Origin of the sequence: Bacteroides sp. (assembly GCF_052357945.1) — a bacterium.
Taxonomy (GTDB): domain Bacteria; phylum Bacteroidota; class Bacteroidia; order Bacteroidales; family Bacteroidaceae; genus Bacteroides.
This window is the reverse complement of the sequence record NZ_DAWCXD010000254.1, coordinates 1-3782: the sequence shown is the minus strand read 5'-3', so window position 1 is coordinate 3782 and position 3782 is coordinate 1. Positions and strand designations below refer to the sequence as shown.

6 protein-coding genes are annotated in these 3782 nt (G+C 41.2%); 4 read left to right on the top strand and 2 right to left on the bottom strand.

All coding sequences use genetic code 11. The features are described from left to right. The 3 genes from zwf to ACT8YW_RS22335 form a co-directional block, all read left to right on the top strand. Window positions 1–947: glucose-6-phosphate dehydrogenase (zwf, locus tag ACT8YW_RS22345; protein ID WP_444107190.1), on the top strand; the 947-nt coding region annotated here is incomplete at its 5' end. Beyond that, window positions 944–1675 (top strand): 6-phosphogluconolactonase, encoded by a 732-nt coding sequence (gene pgl / locus ACT8YW_RS22340; RefSeq protein WP_004297828.1) that lies wholly within the window; start codon window positions 944–946, stop codon window positions 1673–1675. The genes zwf and pgl, both read left to right, overlap by 4 nt. A gap of 46 nt (window positions 1676–1721) precedes the next feature. Next, a complete protein-coding gene (locus tag ACT8YW_RS22335; RefSeq protein ID WP_444107189.1) occupies window positions 1722–2672 on the top strand; it encodes a Dyp-type peroxidase in 951 nt (316 codons plus the stop codon). Between the two features lie 23 nt (window positions 2673–2695). On the opposite strand, the gene ACT8YW_RS22330 is transcribed toward ACT8YW_RS22335, so the two are convergent. Beyond that, window positions 2696–2908 carry a hypothetical protein gene (locus ACT8YW_RS22330; protein WP_004310918.1) on the bottom strand — a complete coding sequence of 71 codons (213 nt, stop codon included), beginning with the start codon at window positions 2906–2908 and terminating at the stop codon, window positions 2696–2698. 317 nt (window positions 2909–3225) lie between these two features. Here ACT8YW_RS22330 and ACT8YW_RS22325 point away from each other — a divergent pair, with 317 nt between their 5' ends. Then, window positions 3226–3411, top strand: a complete 186-nt coding sequence (locus ACT8YW_RS22325) for a hypothetical protein (protein WP_118299472.1) — start codon at window positions 3226–3228, stop codon at window positions 3409–3411. Between the two features lie 5 nt (window positions 3412–3416). On the opposite strand, the gene ACT8YW_RS22320 is transcribed toward ACT8YW_RS22325, so the two are convergent. After that, entirely contained in the window at window positions 3417–3761 is a 345-nt protein-coding gene (locus tag ACT8YW_RS22320) for a hypothetical protein (RefSeq protein ID WP_444107188.1), read from the bottom strand. Window positions 3762–3782: the final 21 nt, after the last annotated feature.

The window sequence follows — 3782 nt, the reverse complement described above, 5'->3', positions numbered from 1 at the left end:
CCCAGAATGTACTGGCTTTCCGTTTTGCCAACGGTATCTTCGAACCTCTCTGGAATCGTAACTATATTGACTACGTAGAAATTACAGCCGTAGAAAATCTGGGTATCGAGCAACGAGGCGGGTTCTATGAAACGGCAGGTGCGCTGCGGGATATGGTGCAGAATCATCTGATACAGCTTGTGGCCCTTACAGCTATGGAACCGCCTGCTGTTTTCAATGCAGACAATTTCCGTAATGAAGTAGTGAAGGTCTACGAATCTCTTACTCCATTGAATGATGTCGATTTAAATGAACATATTGTTCGCGGACAATATACAGCCTCCGGTAGTAAAAAAGGATACCGTGAAGAAAAAGGAGTGGCTCCCGATTCGCGCACGGAAACTTATATTGCCATGAAACTGGGCATTAGTAACTGGCGCTGGAGTGGCGTTCCGTTCTACATTCGTACAGGTAAACAAATGCCGACGAAAGTAACGGAAATCGTTGTTCATTTCCGGGAAACACCTCACCAGATGTTTCATTGTGCTAGTGGCAACTGTCCACGGGCTAATAAATTGATCCTTCGTTTGCAACCGAATGAAGGAATTGTGCTCAAAATCGGAATGAAAGTCCCCGGTGCAGGTTTCGAAGTCCGCCAGGTGACGATGGATTTCAGTTATGCACAGTTGGGCGGTGTGCCTAGTGGTGACGCTTATGCCCGTCTGATAGATGATTGTATCCAGGGCGATCCGACTTTATTTACTCGAAGTGATGCAGTAGAAGCCTCATGGAAATTCTTCGATCCGGTGCTCCGCTATTGGAAAGATAACCCCGATGCGCCTCTTTACGGTTATCCCGCAGGTACGTGGGGACCTTTGGAAAGTGAAGCAATGATGCACGAACATGGGGCTGACTGGACGAATCCTTGTAAGAATTTGACAAATACAGATCAATATTGTGAATTATGAAACTATCAGTTTTTCCCTCATCAATTGAAACTTCACGAGCATTGATACTCCGCCTGGTGGAAATCATGAATGAAGAGCCGGACAGAGTGTTCAATATCGCAGTTAGTGGTGGTAATACCCCTGCTCTGATGTTCGATTTATGGGCGAATGAATATATGGAAATTACCCCTTGGGACCGTATGCGGATTTATTGGGTGGATGAACGTTGTGTGCCTCCCGATGATTCGGACAGTAATTACGGAATGATGCGCAACCTTCTTTTGGGTATCACTCCTATTCTCTATGAGAATGTATTCCGTATCCGTGGAGAGGCAAAGCCTGCGAAAGAGGCGGTTCGTTATTCGGAGTTAGTCCGGCAGCAAGTGCCGTTTAAGCGTGGTTGGCCGGAATTCGATATTATACTGTTGGGAGCCGGAGATGACGGACACACTTCTTCGATCTTTCCCGGGCAAGAAGATTTGCTGACTTCAAACTCTATTTATGTGGTCAGTGCACATCCCCGTAACGGGCAGAAGCGTATCGCAATGACGGGATACCCCATTCAGAATGCCCGCTATGTCATTTTCCTGATTACCGGAAAAAACAAAGCCGATGTAGTAGAAGAAATCTGTAATTCGGGAGACACTGGTCCCGCAGCCTATGTGGCTCATCATGCGCAAAATGTAGAACTGTTTATGGATAAAGGGGCTGCCGCATATATTGAAGATCCTAATAAAAAGATGAGTTAGAACAGAACTATTTCATTGACGAAACTAATAGAAAAAAAAGAAAAATATGAATCCTTATCAACATTCATTTGGTGGTAATATCCCACAAGACGTAGCGGGGAAACAAGGCGAAAATGTTATTTTTATTGTTTATACTTTAAAAGATTCGCCTGAAACTCTTGACAAAGTAAAAGATGTGTGTGCCAATTTCTCGGCCCTGATTCGCAGTATGCGTAACCGTTTTCCTGATATGATGTTCAGTTGTACCATGGGATTTGGAGCCGATGCCTGGAGCCGTCTTTTCCCGGAACAGGGAAAACCCAAAGAACTGAAAACTTTCGAAGAGATAAAAGGCGAGAAGCATACGGCAGTTTCTACTCCGGGCGACTTATTGTTTCATATCCGTGCAAAACAGATGGGATTATGTTTTGAGTTTGCATCTATCATCGATGAGAAACTTCAAGGCGTGGTTGAACCTGTCGACGAAACTCACGGTTTCAGATATATGGATGGCAAAGCCATTATCGGCTTTGTGGATGGAACGGAGAATCCGGCGGTTGATGAGAATCCCTATCATTTTGCAGTTGTAGGAGAGGAAGATGCTGATTTTGCAGGAGGCAGCTATGTCTTTGTACAGAAGTATATTCACGATATGGTTGCGTGGAACTCCTTGCCTGTGGAAGAACAGGAGAAAGTGATCGGGCGTCGTAAGTTTAACGATGTCGAACTGTCTGACGAGGAGAAACCTCAAAATGCGCATAATGCCGTCACTAATATTGGAGATGACCTGAAAATAGTGCGTGCCAATATGCCGTTCGCCAATACGTCTAAGGGAGAATATGGTACTTACTTCATCGGCTATGCAAGTACGTTCACTACTACCCGACAGATGTTGGAAAGTATGTTTATTGGCAATCCGGTAGGCAATACCGACCGTTTACTGGACTTTAGTACAGCAGTTACGGGAACACTTTTCTTTGCTCCTTCCTACGATTTGCTAAGTGAACTGGGCGAATAAAAAATAAAAGACTGGGGGGAGTATTACACTTTAGTAATCTCCTCCACTACATATTGGTCTTTTACTTTCTTGCAGGTACATACGAAGAATTCCGGATGTTTCAGAGCTCCTTGTAAAGTATCAGGAAGAATCATTTCTTTAGTACGACGGTCCATTGCAACCGTTGCATACAGGATACCTTCACTCTCGCATTTCTCTATTAATGCACTTTTTAGTTCTTCTACGCTATATTCCATTTGTGTGATCCTTTGTCGCTGCAAAGTTATGGAAAATATGTATATTTTGTGCAATTATATTCCTGTAATAAATAAAAAAAATAGCTCCCTAGTTCGTCCGCTGACGAGGGAGCTATTAACACAAAAACTAAACTAGACACATTTTTGGAAATCTAGTTGTATATTCTGTATATCAATTATATAGTCCTGCTTTTTTTTATGGTTCGACCATAATTCGACCATTTGCTGTTTTATGTACTATCAAGATTTTTGAGTTTCATATTTTATATTACTTTAAATATTATATTTGCGCATTGTCAAACTAAAATAGTGCATTTATGAAAATGTTTTTTAGAAGCATCCAAAAATGGATGAGAGTGCGTAAAGTTCGTAGAGAACTTAAAAAAGATCAAGCTTTAAGAGAACGCTGCATTGGTTATGTCACAAAAGTGAATGGAACCAGTTCTTTTATTCATGTGGCTGATTATACATATAAATATATCAAAGAAGGAAAATTGCCTTAATAATTTTAAACTTCCTTGTTTGGTAAAAGCATGGGTAAGGAGAACTTTATTCTGCTTACAGATTCATTTTGTGCATCTTCATTAGAAGATACACCTACTCCTATAATGCTTGCAAACACACCAACTTTTGTATTGTTTCCTTTATTGTCAGATGTTGTCAATGACAGATTAAATTCAATATTTGTGATATAACAATGTTTTGACGCTATCTCTATGTAATTTGAATCCTGTTTCCCTATATCACCAATAGGATTAATGGTTAGTGGATATTTTGATGTTCCGCCATTTAACTCTGTTACTGCATCTGCTATTTGAGTAACTGTGTCTTTTATATATTCTTTTAGTTCCATATATAGTGTTTACTTCTAGTT